18 protein-coding genes and 1 pseudogene are annotated in these 24,728 nt (G+C 40.4%); 18 read left to right on the forward strand and 1 reads right to left on the reverse strand.

The features are described 5' to 3' along the window. The first annotated feature begins 31 nt into the window (after nucleotides 1–31). From DG474_RS03520 to gggC, 5 genes are all read left to right on the forward strand, one after another. The gene (locus tag DG474_RS03520) at nucleotides 32–871 is read left to right on the forward strand and encodes a thymidylate synthase (RefSeq protein WP_255778820.1); all 840 of its coding nucleotides are present in this window, start codon (nucleotides 32–34) and stop codon (nucleotides 869–871) included. Between the two features lie 635 nt (nucleotides 872–1,506). Further along, the gene (locus DG474_RS03525) at nucleotides 1,507–2,397 is read left to right on the forward strand and encodes a helix-turn-helix domain-containing protein (protein WP_255778821.1); all 891 of its coding nucleotides are present in this window, start codon (nucleotides 1,507–1,509) and stop codon (nucleotides 2,395–2,397) included. 51 nt (nucleotides 2,398–2,448) lie between these two features. Further along, nucleotides 2,449–2,553 (forward strand): streptosactin, encoded by a 105-nt coding sequence (gene gggA, locus DG474_RS09600; protein WP_000369345.1) that lies wholly within the window; start codon nucleotides 2,449–2,451, stop codon nucleotides 2,551–2,553. A gap of 67 nt (nucleotides 2,554–2,620) precedes the next feature. Further along, nucleotides 2,621–3,817 carry a streptosactin maturase GggB gene (gggB, locus tag DG474_RS03530; protein ID WP_255778822.1) on the forward strand — a complete coding sequence of 399 codons (1,197 nt, stop codon included), beginning with the start codon at nucleotides 2,621–2,623 and terminating at the stop codon, nucleotides 3,815–3,817. Then, a complete protein-coding gene (gene gggC, locus DG474_RS03535; protein WP_000913380.1) occupies nucleotides 3,810–5,354 on the forward strand; it encodes a streptosactin export ABC transporter GggC in 1,545 nt (514 codons plus the stop codon). The genes gggB and gggC overlap by 8 nt, the downstream gene beginning before the upstream one ends. Nucleotides 5,355–5,776: 422 nt before the next feature. Here the strand turns inward: gggC and DG474_RS03540 are convergent, their stop codons facing one another. Next, nucleotides 5,777–5,947 carry a DUF3042 family protein gene (locus DG474_RS03540; RefSeq protein WP_001051782.1) on the reverse strand — a complete coding sequence of 57 codons (171 nt, stop codon included), beginning with the start codon at nucleotides 5,945–5,947 and terminating at the stop codon, nucleotides 5,777–5,779. Between the two features lie 120 nt (nucleotides 5,948–6,067). Between DG474_RS03540 and miaA the strand changes: the two genes are divergently transcribed. The 13 genes and pseudogenes from miaA to DG474_RS03580 all read left to right on the forward strand — a co-directional run bounded on the left by miaA (nucleotide 6,068) and on the right by DG474_RS03580 (nucleotide 24,555). After that, nucleotides 6,068–6,952, forward strand: a complete 885-nt coding sequence (gene miaA / locus DG474_RS03545; protein WP_255778823.1) for a tRNA (adenosine(37)-N6)-dimethylallyltransferase MiaA — start codon at nucleotides 6,068–6,070, stop codon at nucleotides 6,950–6,952. Continuing rightward, nucleotides 6,945–8,183, forward strand: a complete 1,239-nt coding sequence (hflX, locus tag DG474_RS03550) for a GTPase HflX (protein WP_255778824.1) — start codon at nucleotides 6,945–6,947, stop codon at nucleotides 8,181–8,183. The genes miaA and hflX overlap by 8 nt, the downstream gene beginning before the upstream one ends. Beyond that, a complete protein-coding gene (locus tag DG474_RS03555; protein ID WP_255778825.1) occupies nucleotides 8,176–8,799 on the forward strand; it encodes a cystathionine beta-lyase in 624 nt (207 codons plus the stop codon). The genes hflX and DG474_RS03555 overlap by 8 nt, the downstream gene beginning before the upstream one ends. Before the next feature lie 14 nt (nucleotides 8,800–8,813). After that, nucleotides 8,814–9,743: a ribonuclease Z gene (gene rnz, locus DG474_RS03560; protein ID WP_255778826.1), complete on the forward strand. Its 930-nt coding sequence runs from the start codon at nucleotides 8,814–8,816 to the stop codon at nucleotides 9,741–9,743. Nucleotides 9,744–9,771: 28 nt separating this feature from the next. Continuing rightward, complete coding sequence (locus tag DG474_RS03565; protein WP_000215492.1) at nucleotides 9,772–10,263, forward strand: DUF7832 domain-containing protein; 492 nt, start codon at nucleotides 9,772–9,774, stop codon at nucleotides 10,261–10,263. Nucleotides 10,264–10,290: 27 nt separating this feature from the next. Then, the gene (locus DG474_RS03570; protein WP_255778827.1) at nucleotides 10,291–11,046 is read left to right on the forward strand and encodes an SDR family NAD(P)-dependent oxidoreductase; all 756 of its coding nucleotides are present in this window, start codon (nucleotides 10,291–10,293) and stop codon (nucleotides 11,044–11,046) included. A gap of 251 nt (nucleotides 11,047–11,297) precedes the next feature. Next, the gene (locus DG474_RS09605; protein WP_439794567.1) at nucleotides 11,298–12,608 is read left to right on the forward strand and encodes a glycoside hydrolase family 2 protein; all 1,311 of its coding nucleotides are present in this window, start codon (nucleotides 11,298–11,300) and stop codon (nucleotides 12,606–12,608) included. A 32-nt stretch (nucleotides 12,609–12,640) separates the two neighbouring features. After that, nucleotides 12,641–12,742: pseudogene (locus DG474_RS09610) on the forward strand (hypothetical protein); the annotation flags it as partial. A 50-nt stretch (nucleotides 12,743–12,792) separates the two neighbouring features. Then, nucleotides 12,793–12,978, forward strand: coding sequence for a hypothetical protein (locus DG474_RS09615; protein WP_439794573.1), 186 nt, complete (start codon nucleotides 12,793–12,795; stop codon nucleotides 12,976–12,978). Continuing rightward, nucleotides 12,930–13,685 (forward strand): glycoside hydrolase family 2 TIM barrel-domain containing protein, encoded by a 756-nt coding sequence (locus DG474_RS09620; RefSeq protein ID WP_439794568.1) that lies wholly within the window; start codon nucleotides 12,930–12,932, stop codon nucleotides 13,683–13,685. The genes DG474_RS09615 and DG474_RS09620 overlap by 49 nt, the downstream gene beginning before the upstream one ends. Nucleotides 13,686–13,687: 2 nt before the next feature. Continuing rightward, nucleotides 13,688–15,235 (forward strand): DUF4982 domain-containing protein, encoded by a 1,548-nt coding sequence (locus DG474_RS09625; RefSeq protein ID WP_439794569.1) that lies wholly within the window; start codon nucleotides 13,688–13,690, stop codon nucleotides 15,233–15,235. A gap of 65 nt (nucleotides 15,236–15,300) precedes the next feature. Beyond that, complete coding sequence (locus DG474_RS09630) at nucleotides 15,301–18,270, forward strand: Ig-like domain-containing protein (RefSeq protein ID WP_439794570.1); 2,970 nt, start codon at nucleotides 15,301–15,303, stop codon at nucleotides 18,268–18,270. A gap of 465 nt (nucleotides 18,271–18,735) precedes the next feature. Then, entirely contained in the window at nucleotides 18,736–24,555 is a 5,820-nt protein-coding gene (locus DG474_RS03580) for a SpaA isopeptide-forming pilin-related protein (protein ID WP_255778828.1), read from the forward strand. Nucleotides 24,556–24,728: the final 173 nt, after the last annotated feature.

Genomic DNA, 24,728 nt, shown 5'->3' on the forward strand with positions numbered 1-24,728 from the left:
CTAGTTAAGACTATAAATGAGGTGAGAGTAAATGACAAAAGCTGATACGATTTTTAAAAAAAATATTGAACGAATCCTCAAAGACGGTGTCTTTTCTGAGCAGGCTCGTCCCAAGTACAAGGATGGGACTGTTGCCAACTCCAAGTACGTAACGGGTGCCTTTGCCGAGTATGATTTGTCTAAGGGCGAATTTCCCATCACAACCTTGCGGCCCATTGCAATCAAATCCGCCATCAAGGAAGTGCTCTGGATCTACCAAGATCAGTCTAATAGTCTAGAAGTTCTCAATGACAAGTACAATGTTCATTACTGGAATGATTGGGAAGTGGGAGACACGGGAACCATTGGTGAGCGCTATGGGGCGGTCGTTAAGAAACACGACATCATCAATAAGATTCTCAAACAGTTGGAAGCCAATCCTTGGAATCGTCGCAATATCATCTCACTCTGGGATTACCAAGCATTTGAGGAGACAGACGGCCTCCTTCCATGCGCCTTTCAGACCATGTTTGATGTCCGTCGCGTTGATGGGGAAATCTATCTGGATGCGACCTTGACCCAGCGTTCTAACGATATGTTGGTGGCCCACCACATTAACGCTATGCAGTACGTGGCTCTTCAAATGATGATTGCCAAGCATTTTGGATGGAAGGTTGGGAAGTTTTTCTATTTTATCAACAACCTTCATATCTATGATAATCAGTTTGAACAAGCTGAGGAATTGCTCCGTCGTGAGCCGTCAAACTGCCAACCACGCTTGGTTTTAAATGTTCCTGATGGGACCAATTTCTTTGATATCAAAGCAGAAGACTTTGAGTTGGTTGACTATGATCCGGTTAAGCCACAGCTGAAGTTTGATTTGGCTATTTAAGAAAAATGTAAATATCCTTCTATGACTAGCACCTCATAAGTTAGACAGAAAAATCTAACTTATGAGGTGTTTTCTTATGTTGTAATTTATGAGGATAAAGTTCAAATTTATAATCTGCAAAAGCAGGCTTTTCGTCAACTGTAGTGGTCTAGCGAAAATCCTTTTTAAGACAGGTATAGGAGTTATTGTGCTGACTATAGTTAAACTTTTTCGGACTAAGCATATCCTTCTGTCTGCTAGGACGAGTGTAAGGAGAGATAGGAGTGATGTCTTAATTCAGTAAGAACTTAAGTTTAATGGGAGTTTTGTAACTGGAATTCGCGATAATGTAAGAAAGTTTGATGTTTTCTATCTAGCTAAAGAGGGCAGGCAATACCTGACTGTTACGTACATTACCTGCCTCCAAACTATAGCCGGCGCTCAGCAGTACTTATCGCTGAGCAGTCTAGGCAAAACTCTCCTTAGAAATTAAGATTATCCAACTCCGATAATAATAATTCCTTCTAGTAAAAAGAGTAGGAGTGGTAATATTTTTTGTTTTTTCATGTGTAATCCTCACTTTTGTTTTTTTTTATTATATGTTATTATTGGGGTGAATAAAATATATTCCCATATATGCGTGATGGAGGTTCAGAATGAAAAATTTTGGAGAAATTTTTAAAAAGTTTAGAGAATCAAGAGGATTGCGGTTAAAGGATCTCACGAAGGATGGTATATCAACATCTCAGCTTTCACGTTTCGAAAAAGGAGAAACGGATTTAACCATTTCAAAGTTTATACATATTCTAAATGAAATTAATATGCCAATTGATGAATTTATGTATGCCGTTCATGATTTTCATCGTGATGAACTAAATGAACTATTAGCTCAGGTTAGGAAATATGTAACGACTCGCGACATTGAAGGGATGAAGAGATTGTTGATATCTCAAATGGAAAATGAAGGAAAACGAGAGAAATTTCATCATATAAATACCATTTTAGTTAAAATTCGTCTTCAGGATTTATCGGGAGAAAAATACTATAATGAAACAGATTTGAATGATTTAACCGATTATCTATTTGGTGTTGAATATTGGGGATATTATGAATTGTTGATTTTCATGAATACTTTGGATGTTCTAAAACATGATGTTTTTATGGTTTTAGCAAGAGAAATGTCTAGACGATCAGATTTTTATAAAGAAATTCCTATTAATCGACGCCTGATTTCAACCATGTTGCTTAATGCTTATATTACCTGTATTGAAAAGAAAAAGTTTATGGATGCTTTGTATTTTGAAAAACAATTGAAACAATGCTTTTTTATCGAGATAGAAATTTATGAAAGACTCATTTTTCTCTATGCTCAAAACCTTTATCGCTATCAAAAAAACGGAAATAAGATTGCAATTATTGAAATGAAAAAATGTATTGGAGCAATAAAATTAGCAGGCAGTAACCACTTAGCAAAGATTTATGAAGGACATTTAAAAAAAGTTTTAGGGGAGGACAGTCATCAAGCAGATATGGGAAAGAAATTTTGACTGAACTATTGAATGATATAATCATATCATCAAATAAAGGAGGATAATAAAATGGATAATCTCAAAATTATCGATTTGGAAGAATTACTAGCCAATAAATCAGCCTATGTTATTCATGATTGCGGCCCTAGTCATTCTTGTGGTGGAGGTCGGTAACGACTATCTTATTTTTATTGTGAGAGGGATTTTTATTCCCTCTCTATGTTATATAGGGGGAATAATTATGTTAAAAGCATTTATTACAGAATCTGATACTCTTTATTTTAATTCTGAAACCTTTACTTTATCAACTTCAATAGATGATTTGAATAATAATATCAAAAAAGAAAACGATTATAATATTTTAAAAAAAGTAGTAATCAATATTTCAAATAACTGTAATCTTTCATGTACATACTGCTATGCTGATGGTGGTAATTACGGAATGATGAATCAACTGATGAATATTGATACAGCAGATAAAATTATTGATCAGCTAGTCTCTCGCAGAATTCAATGTATCAAGAGATTAATCCTTTTTGGAGGCGAGCCGTTTTTAAATATTGATTTGTTTGTTTATATTATTGAAAAGCTATCTAAAAATATTGAGATTCAAAAAATTGAAACTGTGACAAATGGTACCATCTTAAATAAGAAAGTTGAAATGATGATTAACAATTATCATCCTTTTTTAACAGTTAGCCTTGATGGCCCACAATTGATTCACGATAAGTTAAGAGGCAAGGGAAGTCATAGACGAACATTGAATTTTATTCAGTATTTAAAAGAAATAGATTACGAAAATTTTGAAGTCGCTTCTACTTACACGCGGATGCATCAAAAACTTGGATTTCAAAAAGGGGATATCTATAGATATTTTACTGATATGGGTGTTAGATTTAATATCAATAATGTATTTAGCAAAAATAAAATTCTAATAGTTAAAGAAATGGAAATGACTGAAGAAAATAGAAAAACATTTATCGATCAGTCATTCGAAGATATTATCAATAATAATGTTAAAAACTACATTAGCCCGATTGTTTATGATGTGCTACTTTCAATGATTTTTAAAAGTAAGATAGAATCGTTTTGTGTTGATATTGATCCAGAAACAACAATAACATTTGATGTTGATGGATCAACTAAATCTTGCTTTAGATTTTGGGGGACCCATAGCAGTGATAAAGTTACACAATTCAATAATAAGGATAACTTTTCTAAGTGTAAAGATTGTTGGTGTAGAGGAATGTGCATGGAATGTGTCGCAAATATGATTGATGGCTATTCATCAATTATTTCTGAAGAAGGAAAATTTATTGAGTGTAAAAAACAAGATTTAATGGAATACTGTATTTATAAAATTATTGAATTGAGTAAGGATAAAGAGCGTTTAACAAAATTAGTTAACAATTTTGAAAGGTTCATTAGATATGCTTAAAAAGTTCATCACAAAAAAACATTTGGTGCTCTATTTTATTTTCATTGCTATTACGTGGTTAGAGGCTATCATCACACCAACCTTGGTATCGATGATTATAGCCAGTTTTGAGAAGAAGATTCTGGATGATTTATGGATAGCCCTTACTGTAGGTATAATTGGTAATTTATTTATTCTTATTGGATTGGCTGGGAAAAGGTATTATTATGCCAAGTTAGTAGCAGATTTCACTTGGATCATGAAATATAAATTGTTTGAGCATTTTCTATATAATAAAAATAGTAAAAAAGAGGATATCCTATCCAATCTTGAAAACGATGTCAAACAATTAGAAACGTCTTATCTCGAACCAGCAGTCATTATTATTTCCTCAGTTGGTTTTACAATAGTTTCCATTGTATATGCATTGACAACAAATTTTTGGTTGGGCTGGATATTTATCTTTTTTTACTCTATGCCTGCACTCTGTAGTGGTATAGGTAGTAAAAAATTAGCCCTTATTTCTGAGGAAAAAGCGACGTCGAATCAGGAGTACTTGTCTCAGACAACGAATATCATTGGTGGAGAGAGTGTGATTAAAAATTACGGTGCTATGGATTTCTTCTATTCTCTTTTCAGAAGAGCCTTGTCGAAGAGAATTGATCAGGACATTCGTTATGAACAACAACGTACGATTAATAATATTCTCATTAATAGTATTGACGCATTTTGTTCGGTAGTTCCCATCATTATCGGTGGTATAATGACTTATTATAATTATTTGTCAGGAGCTAGTTTTGTTGCAATTTATCTAGTATCTCATAACATAGGCTATCAATTCAATGAATTGTCATATTTTATCAATACCTATAAATCAAGCAAGCAGCTTAGGAATCGTTATGATTTTCTACTTCAAGATGCGATTATACAAACAGATGACCTGTCTTCAACATCACTTTTTCCTATCTTAGTTGATTGCGTCAGTTTAAGTTTTGAAGATAATATACTTTTTGAAAATCTATCATTTGAAATTAAAAAAGGAGAAAAAATTGCTCTAATAGGTGCAAGTGGTTGTGGTAAGTCAACCTTACTTAACCTCATCTATGGGCAACTATCTCCAGATTTGGGGAAGGTGACTTATGCTGGTCAGATCTTAAATCAAGAGCAAGTTGCCAAATCAGCTTCTTATATTTTACAAGATTCCTATATTTTTGATGGTTTATCACTTGAGGAGAATATTACCCTTGGAGAGTCGATGGATAATATAAAGATGGACCTGATTCTTAATCGAGTAAATCTAGAATTTTTAAAGGGACATCTTCTTTATGGAAATCATCTTTCTGGTGGGGAAAAGCAACGTATAGAAATCGCTCGCAGTTTGTATCATAATAGTGATCTGATTTTGGCAGACGAGGTTAAAGCCAATCTTGATAAAGTGAATTCAAAACAAATTTCAAATATCTTATTAACCCTTCCACAAACCTTGGTTGAGGTAATCCACCATTATGATGAGGAGACACTTGCACAATACGACAAAGTAATTAATTTGTCTCAGTGACAATCAATAAAAAGAGGAAAGTATGTCTCGTTCATTTGTAAAATTATTAGTACGCGAATTGTTTGCATTTGGATGACAGTTAACATCATTGTGTATATATACGTTATTACAAAATCTGATATTGTAAATTTAATAGATTCAATATTGCCTTTTTATGAATAATATAAGTAAAGAATAGTAGCAAACATATTTAATTTACACCTCAATCATGAAATTTTCTGTCTAACTTTCGTAATATAGATTCATACTTTATTTATCAATTCGATTTCTACTTTTTAATTATAAAGTATGGGTTAAAAGTCGTCGAAATCAAAAAACACATAGTATCAGTTTTTTGAATACCTGATACTATGTGTTTTATTGTGGAAATATTTATTGGGCATTCTCCTCAAATTAAGTTTATCCCCAACTTCTTTTGTTGCTTAATGTGATACGCGGCGGCGAGCTGCTTTTTTGCGGTTTTCTTCGATGAAAGCTGCTTTTTGCTCTTCTGGCTCAATCACTTTCTTTTTAATTGCGTATACTGCACCTGCAACAGCAGCGACAGTTCCTGCGACACCTGTTACAAGACCTTTAGCGAATCCTTTAGCCATGAGTCTTCCTCCTTTATCTTCCCGATCAGCCAGGCTCCCCAAGTGGTAGCATTTTTCTGACTGACCTTTTTGTGATATAATAATAGTAACGAAAAAATGGAAATTTTTCAAGGAAAAAAGATGAAAACAAAAATAATTGTGATTGTTGGACCGACCGCTGTTGGGAAGACAGCCCTTGCTATTGAAGTAGCCAAGCGCTTTGGTGGAGAGGTGGTCAGTGGTGACAGTCAGCAAGTATACAGAGGGTTGAATATTGGGACGGCCAAGGCTAGCCCAGAGGAGCAAGCAGCTGTTCCTCATCATTTGATTGATGTCAGAGAGGTGACCGAGTCTTACTCGGCTTTTGATTTTGTTTCAGAAGCTAAGAAGGCTATTGAGGATATTCAAAGCCGTGGCAAGCTAGCCATTATCGCTGGTGGAACTGGACTTTATATCCAGAGCTTGCTTGAAGGCTATCATCTAGGTGGGGAAACACCTCATGAGGAGATTGTAGCTTATCGGGCTAGTTTGGAGCCTTATTCAGATGAGGAATTAGCCCATCTTGTGGAGCAAGCAGGTCTTGAAATTCCCCAGTTTAATCGTCGTCGTGCCATGCGTGCCTTGGAAATTGCCCATTTTGGTCAGGATTTGGAAAATCAGGAAAGTCCTTATAAAGCTTTGATTATTTGCTTGGATGATGAACGCAGTCAGCTTTATGAACGTATCAACCGTCGAGTAGATCTGATGTTTGAGGCTGGACTTTTGGATGAGGCTAAGTGGCTTTTTGACTATTATCCAGATGTGCAGGCTGCTAAAGGCATTGGCTACAAGGAACTCTTCCCTTATTTTCGAGGAGAGCAAACTCTTGAGGAAGCAAGCGAGAGTCTCAAACAGGCGACCCGCCGTTTTGCTAAGCGTCAGTTGACCTGGTTCCGTAATCGCATGCAGGTGACCTTTTATCAGATAGGAGAGTCTGGTGTGAAGGAGCGCATTCTAAGCCAGATTGAGGAGTTTTTACATGATTGAAACGGAGAAAAAAGAGGAGCGAGTTCTGCTGATTGGTGTGGAATTACAGGGCATGGACAATTTTGACCTCTCTATGGAAGAATTGGCCAGTCTAGCCAAGACAGCTGGGGCAGTCGTAGTCGATAGCTACAGGCAAAAACGGGAAAAGTATGACTCCAAGACCTTCGTTGGTTCTGGTAAGTTGGAAGAAATCGCTCGAATGGTGGATGCAGAAGAAATTACTACTGTCATTGTCAATAATCGCTTGACTCCACGGCAAAATGTCAATCTAGAGGAAGTCCTGGGTGTAAAAGTGATTGACCGTATGCAGTTGATTTTGGATATCTTTGCCATGCGGGCTCGAAGCCATGAAGGGAAACTCCAAGTCCACCTAGCCCAGCTCAAATATCTCTTGCCTCGCTTGGTTGGTCAAGGGATTATGCTCAGCCGTCAGGCAGGGGGAATTGGTTCCCGTGGTCCAGGGGAAAGCCAGCTGGAACTGAACCGTCGTAGCGTTCGCAATCAAATCACAGATATCGAGCGCCAGCTCAAGGTGGTTGAGAAAAATCGAGCGACTGTCAGAGAAAAACGCTTGGAGTCAAGTACCTTTAAAATCGGTTTGATTGGTTACACCAATGCTGGGAAATCAACCATCATGAACACCTTGACCAGTAAGACCCAGTATGAAGCAGACGAGCTGTTTGCGACCCTGGATGCGACGACAAAGAGCATCCATCTAGGGGGCAATCTTCAGGTTACATTGACTGATACGGTTGGCTTTATCCAGGATTTGCCAACAGAATTGGTGTCCAGTTTCAAGTCAACCTTAGAAGAAAGTAAACATGTAGACCTTCTGGTTCATGTCATCGATGCCAGCAATCCTTATCACGAGGAACATGAAAAAACGGTTCTGTCTATCATGAAAGACTTGGATATGGAGGATATTCCTCGCCTGACTCTTTATAATAAAGCGGATTTGGTGGAGGATTTCACGCCTACTCAAACGCCGTATGCCCTCATTTCTGCCAAGTCTGAGGATAGTCGTGAGCAGTTGCAAGCATTGTTTTTGGAGAAGATCAAGGATATTTTTGAAGTCTTTACCCTGCGCGTGCCTTTTTCAAAGTCTTACAAGATTCATGATTTAGAAAATGTAGCGATTCTGGAAGAGCGTGATTATCAAGATGACGGTGAAGTGATTACAGGCTATATTTCTGAGAAAAATAAATGGAGGTTAGAGGAATTTTATGACTGATATTAAAACTTTGGCTCTAAAGTATGGAGGTTATACAAGTCTGGATAGGGTCTATCTAGATCAGCTTCTAGCTGGCAAAACAGAGCAAGAGCAGTTGGCTCTCATCACACCTCCTCCGAGTGTAGTCAATGCCTACTTTGCTGAACTCTACCAGAAAAAGAGTCCTCAGGCTGCGACAGATTACTTTGCAGAACTCAGTCAGGAACTAAATCTCTACAATGTTGAGCCAAGTTTCACTCTAGAAAGCAAGCCCTTTATTCGCCTTAACCTGTCGGGTAAATCCTTTGGATTTTGCTATGAGAGTGAGGGATTGGGGCGGATTTTCTCTGAAAATGAAGAGGGAATCTCGGATGACTTGCTCTTTGAGATTGCGCAAATTTTCCCTCATCAACTCGTCTTTGAAGAATTTGGAAAGATTTACATGAAGGATGCCGGAGATGAGGAAGTTATTAGTGTAGAAAATCTCACAGCTTTGACAGATTTGGAAAGTTTAGCAGATGGCCGTAAGCGTCTCAAAGGCTACAGCCAAGAGGATTTACTGCAAGAAGCTGTTGCTTTTTCTAGCAAGCGCTATTTCCGATCGGAAAATCGCACAGCCATGTTATATATTGATTAATTAGAAAGTATCGAATGGATATTCAATTTTTAGGAACAGGGGCAGGTCAGCCCTCTAAAGCCCGCAACGTTTCAAGTCTCGCATTGAAACTCTTGGACGAGATTAACGAAGTCTGGCTCTTTGACTGTGGAGAAGGAACGCAAAATCGCATTCTGGAAACCACGATTCGACCACGGAAGGTCAGCAAAATCTTTATCACCCACCTGCATGGAGATCATATCTTTGGCTTGCCAGGATTCCTTTCTAGCCGTGCCTTTCAGGCAAATGAGGAGCAGACGGATTTGGACATCTATGGACCGCAAGGAATCAAGTCATTTGTTTTAACCAGCCTTCGTGTGTCAGGCTCTCGTCTGCCTTACCGCATTCATTTTCATGAGTTTGACCAAGATTCTCTAGGGAAAATCCTTGAGACCGATAAATTCACTGTGTATGCAGAGGAGCTGGACCACACTATTTTCTGTGTTGGCTATCGTGTCATGCAAAAGGACTTAGAAGGTACCTTGGATGCTGAGAAACTCAAGGCTACTGGTGTCCCGTTCGGCCCGCTTTTTGGAAAAATCAAAAACGGTCAGGACGTTGTTCTAGAAGACGGAACTGAAATCAAGGCTGCTGACTATATCTCAGCGCCACGTCCAGGTAAGATTATCACCATTCTGGGTGATACCCGAAAAACCAATGCCAGTGTGCGTCTGGCTGTCAATGCCGATGTCCTTGTCCATGAGTCCACTTATGGAAAGGGCGATGAGAAGATTGCCCGCAACCACGGTCACTCAACCAATATGCAGGCAGCGCAAGTAGCAGCAGAAGCCGGTGCTAAACGCCTCTTGCTCAATCATATCAGTGCACGTTTCCTCTCAAAAGATATCAGTCAGCTCAAGAAAGATGCAGCAACTGTTTTTGAAAATGTCCATGTCGTCAAAGATCTGGAAGAGGTTGAGTTATAATGTTATAGTTCGTTGAGAGGGAAATAAGATGACTGTTGAAAATCGTTTATTGGATAAAGCGGATTGGTATTTTGAGAATGCCTTAACCAACTACTTGCACAGCTATTCATTACAAAAAGAAGAGTTAACTCAAAAAGATTATCGGGAGATTTATCGTTGGGCTGCGAATCATATCGGTTTTTTCGTTACTTGGCTCATCCAGCATGATGCCAAAGAAATGATGTCTCCTGATGAAGAAACGGTATTCCAAAGTGTAAAAAATGAGCAAACTTTGGGTGTTGATTATCTTTTAGACTGGTGCGATGGTAAACTGGGAACAATGGATATTACAAAGGATTTTCAGGCTTTTGTAAATGACTATTATGAACATCAGTATATGGATGATTATTCCGAATTTGTAGTCAATGACTTGTATGACTTGCCTTTAGAATTTTTAGGCAGCTGGGAGGATTATCATCTGTTTGCTCCTGTCATTGACCAAGCTTATGCTCATTATTTAGCTGGAAAAAGATTTCATTAATTGACCAAAACTTTGAAAGGAATAGAGATGCGCACCATCATCATCACTGGAGCAAGCGGTGGCTTAGCCCAAGAAATGGTCAAACTCTTGCCAAATGACCAACTCATCTTGCTAGGTAGAAACAAGGAAAAACTAGCCCAACTATATGGAAATCATCCTCATGTGGAATTAATTGAAATCGATATTACTGATGACTCAGCCCTAGAAGCTCTGGTAGCTGACCTCTATCTCCGTTACGGCAAGATTGATGTCTTGATTAACAATGCTGGATATGGAATTTTTGAAGATTTCGACCGGATCCCTGATCAAAACATTCACAAGATGTTTGAGGTCAATACCTTTGCCCTGATGAACCTTTCTCGTCGCCTTGCGGCGCGAATGAAGGAGAACCGAAAAGGGCATATCATCAACATCGTCAGCATGGCAGGTTTGATAGCGACTAGCAAGTCCAGTCTTTACTCAGCGACCAAGTTTGCGGCTATTGGATTTTCAAACGCTTTGCGCCTCGAACTGATGACCTATGGTATTTATGTAACAACAGTCAATCCAGGACCAATCCGAACAGGATTTTTTGACCAGGCTGACCCAGATGGGAGCTACCTCAAGTCGGTTGACCGATTTCTCTTAGAACCAGATGCAGTCGCTAGAAAGATTGTCAAAATCATAGGAAAAAACAAACGGGAACTCAATCTCCCAGTTTTGTTGAACCTAGCCCATAAGTTTTATACCCTTTTTCCCAAGCTGGCCGATAAGTTGGCAGGGGGAATCTTTAATTATAAGTAGAAGGAGTTCCTTACAAAAGGAACTTTTTTTATAATATTGAACTGAGTGTCAAAAATTTGTTTGTTTTTGTTCTAAATCTACATTCACATTTTTTGAATCTTCTACAAATTTTAGAAAAAACAATCAAAAATATGATTTTTTGTGTTTAGGGTATTGTAATTTCCTATATTGTTTTATAAAATAAGGATAAAAGGCTATGAAAAAGTAATGCGCTTACAAAGAAATGGAAGCGGTTACTAAAGGAGGGTTTTATGGAAAAAGGCTTTTGGAATCGTAAAAGAGTCTACAGTATTCGGAAGTTTGCTGTAGGAGCTTGCTCTGTCATGATTGGAACCTGTGCGGTTCTATTTGGAGGAAGTGTCATTGGAGAATCACCAGTTTTCGCAGATGAAACTCCGATTACTCACACTGTGGAACAAGCAAAAGAGGAAAGTCCGGCAGTGGAGGAAAAAGAAAATCAAGCTGTAGCAGAGCACAAGGATGCTGCAAGTGTCGATCAAAGTCAAGCCACTCCAATTGAAGCAAGCAAACCAGAGGTGAAAGAAGAGGAACCTGTAGCTCCAAAAGAGGAGAAAGCATCTCTAAAGCCTGAAGAAACAGCTCCAAAGGTAGAATCTCAAGCTTCAAGTCAAGAAAAGCCTGTCAAGGAAGATTTGAAAGCTGCGACAAATGAAGAAGTGAATCAAATGATTGAAGATAGAAAAGTGAATTTTAATCAAAATTGGCACTTTAAACTCAATGCGAATCCTAAAGAAGCTGTGAAATCAGATGCAGATGTATCAACATGGCAAAAATTGGATCTCCCACACGACTGGAGTATCTTTAACGATTTTGACCATCAGTCACCTGCCCAAAACGAAGGTGGACAGCTCAATGGTGGTGAAGCTTGGTATCGTAAGACTTTTAAACTTGATGAAAAAGATCTCAAGAAGAATGTTCGTTTGACCTTTGATGGTGTCTACATGGATTCTCAAGTCTTTGTCAATGGCCAGTTAGTGGGACATTATCCAAACGGTTATAACCAGTTCTCATACGATATTACCAAATACCTCCACAAAGATGGTCGTGAGAATGTGATTGCTGTCCATGCAATTAACAAACAACCAAGTAGCCGTTGGTATTCAGGTAGCGGTATCTACCGTGATGTGACCTTGCAAATGACAGATAAGGTTCATGTTGAGAAAAATGGTACAACCATCTTAACACCAAAGCTAGAACAACAGCAACATGGCAAGGTTGAAACGCATGTGACCAGCAAAATCGTTAATACAGACGATAAAGACCATGAACTTGTAGCAGAGTATCAAATCGTTGAACGTGGTGGTCAGGCTGTAACGGGTTTGGTTCGTACAGCGAGTCGTACCTTGAAAGCACATGAATCAACAAGTCTTGATGCGATTTTAGAAGTTGAACAACCAAAACTCTGGACAGTTTTAAATGACAAACCAGCCTTGTACGAATTGATTACGCGTGTTTACCGTGATGGTCAATTGGTGGATGCTAAGAAGGATCTGTTTGGTTACCGTTACTATCATTGGACTCCAAATGAAGGTTTCTCTTGAATGGTGAACGCATTAAATTCCATGGTGTTTCCTTGCACCATGACCACGGAGCGCTTGGAGCAGAAGAAAACTATAAGGCAGAATACCGTCGTCTCAAACAAATGAAGGAGATGGGCGTTAACGCCATCCGTACAACTCATAACCCTGCAAGTCCACAGACTTTGCAAATCGCAGCAGAACTTGGTTGCTGGTTCAGGAAGAGGCCTTTGATACTTGGTATGGTGGTAAGAAACCTTATGACTACGGACGTTTCTTTGAAAAAGACGCTACTCACCCAGAAGCTAGAAAGGTGAAAAATGGTCTGACTATGATCTTCGTACCATGGTCGAAAGAGATAAAAACAACCCAGCTGTCTTCATGTGGTCTATAGGGAATGAAATCGGTGAAGCAGATGGAAAGGCTCACTCTCTTGCAACGGTTAAACGCTTAGTAAAAGTGATTAAAGATGTTGATACTACACGTTATGTTACCATGGGAGCAGATAAGTTCCGCTTTGGTGATGGTAGCGGTGATCATGAGAAAATTGCTAATGAACTGGATGCAGTTGGTTTCAACTATTCAGAAGACAACTACAAGAAACTTCGTGCGAAACATCCAAACTGGTTGATTTATGGTTCTGAAACATCTTCAGCTACCCGTACACGTGGAAGTTACTATCGCCCTGAACAGGAATTGAAACATAGTAACGGACCTGAGCGCCATTACGAACAGTCTGACTATGGTAATGACCGAGTTGGCTGGGGTAAAACGGCAACAGATTCATGGACCTTTGACCGTGACAACGCTGGCTATGCTGGACAGTTTATCTGGACAGGTACGGACTATATCGGTGAACCTACACCATGGCACAACCAAAACCAAACTCCCGTTAAGAGCTCTTACTTTGGTATCGTAGATACAGCAGGTATTCCAAAACATGACTTTTATCTCTACCAAAGCCAATGGGTTTCTGCCAAGAAGAAAACGATGGTACACCTTCTTCCTCACTGGAACTGGGAAAATAGAGAATTGGCATCGAAAGTTGAAGATTCAGACGGAAAATCCCAGTTCGAGCTTACTCAAACGCTGCAAGTGTAGAATTGTTCTTAAATGGTCAATCTCTTGGAGTTAAGAAGTTCAACAAGAAACAAACCAGTGATGGCCGCACTTACCAAGAAGGTGCCAATGCTAAGGAACTCTATCTTGAATGGAAGGTTGCGTACCAACCAGGTACTTTAGAAGCTGTAGCTCGCGATGAAGCTGGAAAAGAAATTGCACGTGACAAGATCACGACGGCAGGTCAACCAGCAGGTGTTCGTCTCATCAAGGAAGAACACGCAATCGCAGCAGATGGAAAAGACTTGACCTACATCTACTACGAAATCGTAGATAGTGAAGGAAATGTGGTACCAACTGCCAATAATTTGGTTCGTTTCCAATTGCATGGACAAGGTCAACTGGTTGGTGTTGATAATGGGGAACAAGCCAGCCGTGAACGCTACAAGGCACAACCTGATGGTTCTTGGATCCGCAGAGCCTTTAACGGTAAAGGGGTTGCCATTGTTAAATCAACTGAGCAAGCAGGTAAATTCACTCTAACAGCCCATTCAGATCTCTTGAAATCTGGTCAAGTAACGGTCTTTACTGGTAAAAAAGAAGACCAAGAAAAGACCGTTCTCGGAACAGAAGTACCAAAAGTACGTACTGTTATTGAGAAAGAGCCAAAAATGCCGAAGACAGTCGGTTTTATCTACAGTGATGGCAGTCGTGAAAAACGTCCAGTAACTTGGTCTTCAGTTGATGTGAGCCAAGCAGGAGTTGTGACTGTTAAAGGTATGGCAGACGGACGCGAAGTTGAGGCCCGTGTCGAAATTCTAGCAATCGCAAATGAGCTTCCAACTGTTAAGCGTGTTGCTCCAGGAACAGACTTGAGCGCTGTTGACAAATACGTTTCTATTGCTGTTACGGATGGAAGCGTACAAGAATACGAAGTTGATAAGTGGGAGATTTCGGAAGCAGATAAAGCTAAACTGTCAGTTGCAGGATCACGTATTCAAATGACTGGTCAACTGGGTGGTGAGACTATTCACGCTACCCTTGTGGTAGAAGAAGGTAATCCTGCGGCTCCTGCAGTACCAACTGTAACTGTTGGTGGCGAATCTGTCACTGGTCTTACTACTCAAAATCCAATGCAATATCGAACTCTTGCTTACGGTGCATCCTTGCCAGAAGTTGTAGCAAGTGCTGAAAATGCGGATGTTACTGTAGTCCAAGCAAGTGCAGCAAACGGCATGCGTGCAAGCATCTATGTTCAACCAAAAGATGGTGGACCTCTTCAAACATATGCAATTCAATTCCTTGAAGAAGCACCAAAAATTGACCACTTGAGCTTACAAGTAGAGCAAGCTGACGGTCTTAAAGAAGACCAAACAGTGAAATTGTCTGTCCTTGCACACTATCAAGACGGAACACAAGCAGTTTTACCAGCAGATAAAGTGGCCTTCTCTACAAGTGGTGAAGGGGAAGTCGCGGTTCGTAAAGGAATGCTTGAGTTGCATAAGCCAGGAACAGTCTCTCTCAAAGCAGAATATGAGGGGCTACAGGTCAAATCGATCTCACGATCCAGGCCAATACTGAGAAAAAAGTAGCCCAATCTATCCGTCCAGTAAATGTAGTCACAGATTTACATCAAGAACCAAGCCTTCCAGCTACAGTGACAGTAGAGTATGACAAAGGTTTCCCTAAAGCCCACAAAGTCACTTGGCAAGCCATTCCAAAAGAAAAACTCGACCACTATCAAACCTTTGAAATTCTAGGTAAAGTTGAAGGTCTGGATCTTGAAGCGCGTGCTAAAGTATCTGTAGAAGGCATCGTTTCAGTTGAAGAAGTCAGTGTGACAACTCCAATTGCAGAAGCACCACAATTACCAGAAAGCGTTCGTACCTACGATTCAAATGGCCACGTTTCATCAGCTAAAGTTACTTGGGATGCGATTCGTCCAGACCAATACGCCAAGGAAGGTGTCTTTACAGTTAATGGTCGCCTAGAAGGTACGCAATTAACAACTAAACTTCATGTTCGCGTATCTGCTCAAACTGAGAAGGGAGCAAACATTTCTGACCAATGGACCGGATCAGAATTGCCACTGGCCTTTGCTTCAGACTCAAATCCAACTGATCCTGTTTCAAACGTCAACGATAAATTGATTTCCTTTAATGACCGCCCAGCTAATCGTTGGACAAACTGGAACCGTACTAATCCAGAAGCTTCAGTTGGTGTCCTATTCGGAGATTCAGGTATTTTGAGCAAACGTTCAGTTGATAATCTAAGTGTCGGATTCCACGAAGACCACGGAGTTGGTGTACCGAAGTCTTATGTGATTGAATATTATGTCGGTAAGACCGTTCCAACAGCCCCTAAAAACCCTAGCTTTGTAGGTGAGGAAAACCATGCCTTTAATGATCCTGCAAACTGGAAAGAGGTAAGCAATCTCAAAGCACCAGCTCAATTAAAAGCTGGAGAAATGAATCATTTCAGCTTTGACAAGGTTGAAACCTATGCGGTTCGCATTCGTATGGTTCGACTTGATAGCAAGAAAGGAACGTCTATCACAGAAGTACAAATTTTTGCGAAACAAGTTGCGGCAGCTAAACAAGGACAAACGAGAATCCAAGTTGACGGTAAAGACTTAGCAAACTTCAACCCTGATTTGACAGACTACTACCTTGAGTCTGTAGATGGAAAAGTTCCTGCAGTAACAGCAAGTGTTAGCAACAATGGTCTCGCTACCGTAGTTCCAAGTGTTCGTGAAGGTGAGCCAGTCCGTGTCATCGCGAAAGCTGAAAATGGTGACATCCTAGGAGAATACCGTCTACACTTTACAAGCAATAAAGATTTGCTCTCTCGTAAACCAGTTGTCGCGGTCAAACAAGCACGTTTGGTACAAGTAGGTCAACCACTTGAATTGCCAACGAAGGTTCCGGTTTACTTCACAGGTAAAGACGGCTACGAAACAAAAGACTTGGCAGTTGAATGGGAAGAAGTTCCAGCAGAAAATCTGACAAAAGCAGGTCAATTTACTGTTCGAGGCCGTGTCCTTGGTAGCGACCTCGTTGCGGAATTCTCTGTACGAGTGACAGACAAACTTGGTGAGGCCCTCTCAGACAACCCTGACTATGATGAAAATAGTAACCAAGCCTTTGCCTCAGCAACTAATGATATTGACGACAGTTCTCATGACCGTGTTGACTATATCAATGATAGAGATCATTCTGAAAATCGTCGTTGGACAAACTGGTCTTCAACACCATCTTCTAATCCAGAAGTATCAGCGGGTGTGATCTTCCGTGAAAATGGTAAGATTGTAGAACGGACTGTTGCTCAAGCTAAACTTCACTTCTTTGCAGATAGTGGTACGGATTCACCATCTAAACTCGTTTTAGAACGCTATGTCGGTCCAGAGTTTGAAGTGCCAACCTACTATTCAAACTACCAAGCCTACGACGCAGACCATCCATTCAACAATCCAGAAAATTGGGAAGCTGTTCCTTATCGTGCGGATAAAGACATTGAAGCCGGTGATGAAATTAACGTTACCTTTAAAGCTGTGAAAGCCAAAGCCATGAGATGGCGTATGGAGCGCAAAGCGGATAAGAAGGGTGTTGCGATAATTGAGATGACCTTCCTTGCTCCAAGCGAATTGCCTCAAGAAAGCACTCAATCGAAGATTCTTGTAGATGGAAAAGAACTTCCTGATTTCGCTGAAAACCGTCAAGACTATCAAGTAACTTATAGCGGACAACGTCCAAAAGTTTCAGTTGAGGAAACAGACCAAGTTGCTTCAACAGTTGTAGATAGCGGAGACGATAGCCTTCCAGTACTTGTTCGTCTTGTTTCAGAAAGTGGAAAACAAGTCAAGGAATACCGTATCCAGTTGACCAAGGAAAAACCAATTTCTGAGAAGACAGTTGCTGGTGAACAAGAAGAACTTCCAAAACTCGAATTTGTTGAAAACGATTTGGCCTACAAGACAGTTGAGAAAAAGGATTCAACGCTGTATCTAGGAGAAACTCGTGTAGAACAAGAAGGAACAGTTGGTAAAGAACGTATCTTTACAGTGATTAATCCTGATGGAAGTAAGGAAGAAAAACTTCGCGAAGTGGTAGAGACTCCGACAGACCGCATCGTCTTGGTTGGAACTAAACCAGGAACCTCCCTTCCAGAAGATGAAGTGAAGAACCTAGTCCTTAACAGACCAGAACTTGTAATCGAAGAAGAAACAATTGATTTCAAGGTTCAGGAGCAAAAGAATGATCAGCTTCCAGTAGGTCAAACTCGTGTTCTCCAAGAAGGTCAAAAAGGTATCCGTGTTCACTTGATCGAAGTTGAAAATGGCAAGCGAACTGAAAAAGAAAGCTATGATAAAGTCATGGCTCAAGATCGCATTGTAGAAGTTGGTACGGCTGTTGAAACGACTAAACCAGTACCTCAAGAATCTACAAAACCACAAGTATCAGAAAAAGCAGATACAAAAGAAATCTCCTCAAGTGAAGCTAGTCAAGCTCAAGAAGAACAGTTACCAAATACAGGAAGTGCAGAAAGTCAAGCAGCTCTAGCAGCAGGTTTAGCTCTTCTTGGCTTGAGTGCAGGTCTAGTGGCCACTAAAGGTAAAAAAGAAGACTAGAATGAATCAGTATTTCTTCTAATTGTATCTCAGAAAGACCAGGGAAACCTGGTCTTTTTAATGGGTAGAAGTATTCTCTAAAGAGCAATTTAACGTTTGTGAAATCAGATAACCAAAATGATAAAAACACTATCTGGTATCCAAAACGAGATGAACTTATTTTTTAAAAAATAGCGGTAAAATATACCAGTTTCTGTTTCGATGATAGGAGAAGAAAAAGGCATAAAGTGGTTAATATACGGATGTGAAAAAGTCGATTTCAATCGGTAAGAAAAAATTGGATATTTTTTATAAAAATTTGCTTGATAGTTCTAGCCTTTTTCTTCATAGTATGATAAAATGTGGATGTGATGTGGCTAATAATTTTCGCTTGAAAAAGGAGAATGGTGATTAGTTGGGGACAATCATTTAGTTTACTATTACATTGTACATTTACAACTGAATATTATAAGAAAGGAAGATTAAATGAACAAGAAAATAAGATCTTGGATTCAGATCCTTATTCTTTGTTTGGGAGTTATTCTCCAATCATTTGCCCCTCTGACGCAAGTACATGCGACAGAGTATAATGATGTGATCACTAGTGTTGGTGTTGAAAACAGATCTGGTGAAGCTTTAACGCAAGGGTTGGATATTTGGCAAGAATTCCGTCTTACTGCAGATTTTGTTTTGCCAGATAATACGGTGCATGAAGGTGATACAACAACACTTCAATTGCCATCAGAGATTACATTTTCAAACTCTTCAGACATTGAATTACGAGATGCTTCTAACAATCTTGTAGCTACTGGTCGTTTAGATGCAGCTAGCAAAACGATTACTCTAACTTACACAAAGTTTGTTGAGAATAATTCTGGCGTTAGGGGGAAATTCTTTGTCTATGTTCGAGTTGACCATGATGTTGTTTCAGAAGAAAAAGACATTGATGTCAATATTACTGTAGGACATAGAGTTCTATTTGCAGGGAAAATCCGTTACAACGGCCCTCCAGGGAAATACGACTCTAAAATTGAAAAGAGTTCCTTCCAATACAAGGATGACGAGAAAAATGTAATCCGTTATAACATTACTGTAAACCGCAATATGGCGAACTACAGTGATGTCACTATCAAAGATGCTTTCTCTTCTCCAAATATGACCTTCCTACCAGATACTTTTCGTATTTACAAAGTAGATTGGAGTTGGAATAACGGAGACTGGAAATGGACTAATGCTCAGGATATGACCGAAACCTTTAAAAACCAACTAGTGGTAAATGCGAATGGTGATGGTTTCACCCTTCCTTTAGGAGATACTAATGGTTTTGGTTATATGATCGAGTATCGAGCTAAAGCGAATTATGATCTAGTCGATGGTGAGGAAATCACGAACGTAGCCAACATGAGCTACAATGGTAGTGAGAATGAACAATCAACCAGCACACGTACCTACCAGATTGCAGGTGGTGTTGCAGAAGGATATGTTTTCACCATTAAAATTCATAAGGTAGACGAAGCAGGCCAACCTCTGCAAGGTGCAGTTTTTGAAGTGATTCGTGATCGTAACCAAGCCGTTGTTGGACGATTGACAACAGATTCTGATGGTAACGCTAGTGTAGGCAAATTGTTGCGAGACAACTATACAATTCGTGAAGTAACTGCTCCTCTTGGCTATGACAAATTAACTGAAGATATTAAAATTTCTCCAGATGAGTTTGGTTCAGACAAATCAGTAGAACGTCGAATTGAAAATAAAAAGACACCTCCGAAGACTCCAACTGAAAAAGAAATTACTTTCAAAAAGGTGGATCCAAATGGGAAAGAAATCCCAGGTGCCGAACTTAAAATCTACAGCGGAGATCGTGTAAGACCAGAAGCTCCACCTGTAGCAGACTGGACAACAGAAGCTAATACTTCTAAAGTGATTAAATTAGCTCCTGGTACCTATACTCTAACAGAGTCCTATGCTCCAGATGGGTATCAGTATGTTGATGATGTTACCTTCACGGTCAATGCTGATGGTTCTATTACAATTGTCAAAAAAGGTACAACAGATACTGTCGTAACAACTGGTTCTGTTTTGTCAATCACTGACAAAGAGGATACAACTCCAAAGGCTATTACCTTCAGTAAAGTCAATCTTGGAGGAAATGAAATCGCTGGTGCACAGATTAAGATCTACAAGGGCGAAAAAGCTGAAGGTACAGCCGTAGAAAGCTGGACTTCAACTGACCAACCTAAGCAACTGAATCTTGAACCAGGCATCTACACTTTCCATGAGGAAGCAGCCCCAACTGGTTACCTCAAAGTAACGGATATCACTTTCCAAGTTAAACCTAACGGTACTGTTGAAGTGACAAAAGTAGGTGAAAAAGATTCTAAAGGTGAAGACAATCGTGTTGTAGCCCAAAATTCAACTCTGACAGTTACTGATAAAGATGACGATGTAGCTCGTAAAATCACGTTCAGTAAAATTAGTCTTGGTGGGGTTGAAATCGCAGGAGCACAAATCAAGATCTTCAAAGGCGATAAGGCAGAAGGTACAGCTGTAGAAAGCTGGACTTCAGAAGCTGGTAAGTCTAAAGAATTGAGTTTGGCCCCAGGTACTTACACCTTCCATGAGGAAGCAGCCCCAACTGGATACCTCAAAGTAACGGATATCACTTTCAAAGTTAACTATGATGGAACAGTTAAAGTGACGAATGTTGGTACTAAGGATGCTAAAGGCGAGGACAATACAGTCGTAACCGATGGTTCAACAATCAAAGTCACTGATAAAGATGACGATAGTCCACGTAAGATTACCTTTAGTAAGGTTAACCTTGGTGGTACAGAAATTGCAGGAGCTCAAATCAAGATCTACAAGGGCGACAAGGCAGAAGGCACAGCTGTAGAAAGCTGGACATCTGAAGCTGGTAAGTCTAAAGAGCTCAACTTGGCCCCAGGTACTTACACCTTCCATGAGGAAGCCGCTCCAACTGGTTACCTCAAAGTAACAGACATCACTTTCCAAGTCAAACATGATGGCACAGTGGAAGTGACCAACGTTGGTGAAAAAGACTCTAAGGGTGAAGACAACAAGGTCGTAACTAATGGCTCAACTGTTACAGTAACGGATAAAGACGATGATAGTCCAAAAGCCATTACTTTCAGTAAAGTTAGCCTTGGTGGAACAGAAATCGCAGGCGCTCAAATCAAGATCTACAAGGGCGACAAGGCAGAAGGCACAGCCGTAGAAAGCTGGACTTCAGAAGCTGGTAAGTCTAAAGACTTGAACTTGGCTCCAGGTACTTACACCTTCCATGAGGAAGCAGCCCCAACTGGTTACCTCAAAGTAACGGATATTACTTTCAAAGTGAAAACTGACGGAACAGTAGAAGTAACCAATGTCGGCGAGAAAGACTCTAAGGGTGAAGACAACAAGGTCGTAACCAACGGCTCAACTGTAACTGTAACTGATAAAGATGATGACCTTCCACGTAAGATCACCTTCAGCAAGGTTAGCCTTGGTGGAACAGAAATCGCAGGCGCTCAAATCAAGATCTACAAGGGCGACAAGGCAGAAGGCACAGCTGTAGAAAGCTGGACATCTGAAGCTGGCAAGTCTAAAGACTTGAACTTGGCTCCAGGTACTTACACCTTCCATGAGAAAGCAGCTCCAACTGGTTACCTCAAAGTAACGGACATCACTTTCCAAGTCAAACATGACGGCACAGTGGAAGTGACAAATGTTGGTGAGAAAGACTCTAAAGGTGAAGAAAACAAAGTCGTAACCAACGGCTCAACAGTAACTGTAACCGATAAAGACGATGACCTTCCACGTAAGATTACCTTCAGCAAGGTTAGCCTTGGTGGAACAGAAATCGCAGGCGCTCAAATCAAGATCTACAAGGGCGACAAGGCAGAAGGCACAGCCGTAGAAAGCTGGACTTCAGAAGCTGGTAAGTCTAAAGATCTCAACTTGGCTCCAGGAACTTACACCTTCCATGAGGAAGCAGCCCCAACTGGATACTTAGCAGTAACAGATATTACATTCCAAGTCAAACATGACGGCACAGTGGAAGTGACAAATGTTGGTGAAAAAGACTCTAAAGGTGAAGAAAACAAAGTTGCCACAAACGGTTCAACTGTAACTGTAACCGATAAAGACGATGACCTACCACGTAAGATTACCTTCAGCAAGGTTAGCCTTGGTGGAACAGAAATCGCAGGTGCTCAAATCAAGATCTTCAAGGGCGATAAGGCAGAAGGCACAGCCGTAGAAAGCTGGACTTCAGAAGCTGGTAAGTCTAAAGATCTCAACTTGGCGCCAGGTACTTACACCTTCCATGAGGAAGCAGCTCCAACTGGTTACCTCAAAGTAACGGACATCACTTTCCAAGTCAAACTTGACGGCACAGTGGAAGTGACAAATGTTGGTGAAAAAGACTCTAAAGGTGAAGAAAACAAAGTCGTAACCAACGGCTCAACTGTAACTGTAACCGATAAAGACGATGACCTACCACGTAAGATTACCTTCAGCAAGGTTAGCCTTGGTGGAACAGAAATCGCAGGTGCAGAGATTAAGATCTATAAAGGCGATAAGGCAGAAGGCACAGCCGTAGAAAGCTGGACTTCAGAAGCTGGTAAGTCTAAAGATCTCAACTTGGCGCCAGGTACTTACACCTTCCATGAGGAAGCCGCTCCAACTGGTTACCTCAAAGTAACGGACATCACTTTCCAAGTCAAACATGATGGCACAGTGGAAGTGACAAACGTTGGTGAGAAAGACTCTAAGGGTGAAGAAAACAAAGTTGCCACAAACGGTTCAACAGTAACTGTAACCGATAAAGACGATGACCTTCCACGTAAGATCACCTTCAGCAAGGTTAGCCTTGGTGGAACAGAAATCGCTGGTGCAGAGATTAAGATCTATAAAGGCGACAAGGCAGAAGGCACAGCCGTAGAAAGCTGGACTTCAGAAGCTGGTAAGTCTAAAGATCTCAACTTGGCTCCAGGCACTTACACCTTCCATGAGGAAGCAGCTCCAACTGGTTACCTCAAAGTAACGGACATCACTTTCCAAGTCAAATACGACGGCACAGTGGAAGTGACAAATGTTGGTGAGAAAGACTCTAAAGGTGAAGAAAACAAAGTCGTAACCAACGGCTCAACAGTAACTGTAACCGACAAAGACGATGACCTTCCACGTAAGATCACCTTCAGCAAGGTTAGCCTTGGTGGAACAGAAATCGCTGGTGCACAAATCAAGATCTACAAGGGCGACAAGGCAGAAGGTACAGCCGTAGAAAGCTGGACTTCAGAAGCTGGTAAGTCTAAAGACTTGAACTTGGCACCTGGCACTTACACCTTCCATGAGGAAGCAGCTCCAACAGGCTACCTCAAAGTAACCGACATCACTTTCCAAGTCAAACATGACGGCACAGTGGAAGTAACCAATGTTGGAGAAAAAGACTCTAAGGGTGAAGAAAACAAAGTTGCCACAAACGGTTCAACTGTAACTGTAACTGATAAAGATGATGACCTTCCACGTAAGATCACCTTCAGCAAGGTTAGCCTTGGTGGAACAGAAATCGCTGGTGCAGAGATTAAGATCTATAAAGGCGACAAGGCAGAAGGCACAGCCGTAGAAAGCTGGACTTCAGAAGCTGGTAAGTCTAAAGATCTCAACTTGGCTCCAGGCACTTACACCTTCCATGAGGAAGCAGCTCCAACTGGTTACCTCAAAGTAACGGACATCACTTTCCAAGTCAAATACGACGGCACAGTGGAAGTGACAAATGTTGGTGAGAAAGACTCTAAAGGTGAAGAAAACAAAGTCGTAACCAACGGCTCAACAGTAACTGTAACCGACAAAGACGATGACCTTCCACGTAAGATCACCTTCAGCAAGGTAAATCTAGCGGGTGAAGAAATCGCGGGTGCAAAAATCCAAATTTTCCGTGGAGAAAAAGTTGCAGGTAATCCTGTGGCTGAATGGACTTCAAAAGCCAAACAATCACATGTACTTGATTTGACTCCGGGAGTATATACTTTCCATGAAGAGGCCGCTCCAACTGGATACTTAGCAGTAACAGATATTACATTCCAAGTTAACTACGACGGAACTGTAACAGTGGTAAATGCTAGTGGAAATCAGGTTGAGTTTAAGGATGGTAAGTTAGTAGTAACGGACCAAACTGAACCAGAAAATCCTAACCTACCAAACACTGGAAGCGAATCTGGACAAGCTGCATTAGCAGCAGGTTTAGCTCTTCTAGCTTTAGGTGCAGGTCTTGTTGCAACTAAACGAAGAAAAGAAGACTAATCTCATTTAGTAGCCAATAAGTACAGTAAAGAAAGATCAGGGATAACCCCCTGGTCTTTTTTCTATGATTCAGAATAATGAAATATGATAAATTAAACTATTTACCAGTATGGTATATGACTATTGCTAAATCTCTTCTGATTTTTACTTATATAAAATAGTTTGGATAATTA

The organism is Streptococcus oralis, assembly GCF_024399415.1.
GTDB lineage: Bacteria > Bacillota > Bacilli > Lactobacillales > Streptococcaceae > Streptococcus > Streptococcus oralis_CS.

What these genes read in the sequence shown, in the direction of transcription:
- DG474_RS03520 (WP_255778820.1), top strand. Translation starts at nt 32, where the DNA reads ATGACAAAAGCTGATACGATTTTTAAAAAAAATATTGAACGAATCCTC.
- DG474_RS03525 (WP_255778821.1), top strand. Translation starts at nt 1,507, where the DNA reads ATGAAAAATTTTGGAGAAATTTTTAAAAAGTTTAGAGAATCAAGAGGA.
- gggA (WP_000369345.1), top strand. Translation starts at nt 2,449, where the DNA reads ATGGATAATCTCAAAATTATCGATTTGGAAGAATTACTAGCCAATAAA.
- gggB (WP_255778822.1), top strand. Translation starts at nt 2,621, where the DNA reads ATGTTAAAAGCATTTATTACAGAATCTGATACTCTTTATTTTAATTCT.
- gggC (WP_000913380.1), top strand. Translation starts at nt 3,810, where the DNA reads ATGCTTAAAAAGTTCATCACAAAAAAACATTTGGTGCTCTATTTTATT.
- DG474_RS03540 (WP_001051782.1), bottom strand. Translation starts at nt 5,947, where the DNA reads ATGGCTAAAGGATTCGCTAAAGGTCTTGTAACAGGTGTCGCAGGAACT.
- miaA (WP_255778823.1), top strand. Translation starts at nt 6,068, where the DNA reads ATGAAAACAAAAATAATTGTGATTGTTGGACCGACCGCTGTTGGGAAG.
- hflX (WP_255778824.1), top strand. Translation starts at nt 6,945, where the DNA reads ATGATTGAAACGGAGAAAAAAGAGGAGCGAGTTCTGCTGATTGGTGTG.
- DG474_RS03555 (WP_255778825.1), top strand. Translation starts at nt 8,176, where the DNA reads ATGACTGATATTAAAACTTTGGCTCTAAAGTATGGAGGTTATACAAGT.
- rnz (WP_255778826.1), top strand. Translation starts at nt 8,814, where the DNA reads ATGGATATTCAATTTTTAGGAACAGGGGCAGGTCAGCCCTCTAAAGCC.
- DG474_RS03565 (WP_000215492.1), top strand. Translation starts at nt 9,772, where the DNA reads ATGACTGTTGAAAATCGTTTATTGGATAAAGCGGATTGGTATTTTGAG.
- DG474_RS03570 (WP_255778827.1), top strand. Translation starts at nt 10,291, where the DNA reads ATGCGCACCATCATCATCACTGGAGCAAGCGGTGGCTTAGCCCAAGAA.
- DG474_RS09605 (WP_439794567.1), top strand. Translation starts at nt 11,298, where the DNA reads ATGGAAAAAGGCTTTTGGAATCGTAAAAGAGTCTACAGTATTCGGAAG.
- DG474_RS09620 (WP_439794568.1), top strand. Translation starts at nt 12,930, where the DNA reads ATGGTCGAAAGAGATAAAAACAACCCAGCTGTCTTCATGTGGTCTATA.
- DG474_RS03580 (WP_255778828.1), top strand. Translation starts at nt 18,736, where the DNA reads ATGAACAAGAAAATAAGATCTTGGATTCAGATCCTTATTCTTTGTTTG.